Below are 435 nucleotides of genomic sequence, written 5' to 3' on the forward strand. Positions count from 1 at the left end.
CTCCAAGGTGTAGCGTTGGAACTCGATCTTCCGCTAGCTGAGGCAAAATCTTCGGTATTGCCATTACTGGCGAAAGGAGAACTAGTCGCAGACTTAAAAAGTGCAGTGTTTGGTACGGAGACGGTGCTAACAGTGGGGTAAAAAACAATGTCTATTGGCCCTTTTGATGATGAATCTGAATCAATTCGTAATGTACAAGTTAGCTTGGAAGAACAACGAGAAGATGAACATAATACTCTGAAATATCGGAGCCTTTCTGATTCAAAACTAATAGAGCGGGATTTAAGCTCTTACCCTGAAGAGCAGCAAAACATTGCTTTGCAGCGATACAAGCTCATCTCCCTAATAGCGAAAGATAACAACCATGGGTGGTCGCCTACTACGCTCAATCCACTTATAAGCAAACATTTCGAAGCATGTGGTTTGTCGAAAAAG

1 pseudogene is annotated in these 435 nt (G+C 42.5%); it reads left to right on the plus strand.

What is annotated here, in order from left to right:
* Positions 1 to 147 precede the first annotated feature (147 nt).
* A pseudogene (locus tag AB4486_RS23275) lies at positions 148 to 435 on the plus strand (transposase); the annotation flags it as partial.

Origin of the sequence: Vibrio sp. 10N.222.55.C6, from assembly GCF_041473395.1 — a bacterium.
Taxonomy (GTDB): Bacteria; Pseudomonadota; Gammaproteobacteria; order Enterobacterales; family Vibrionaceae; genus Vibrio; species Vibrio crassostreae_C.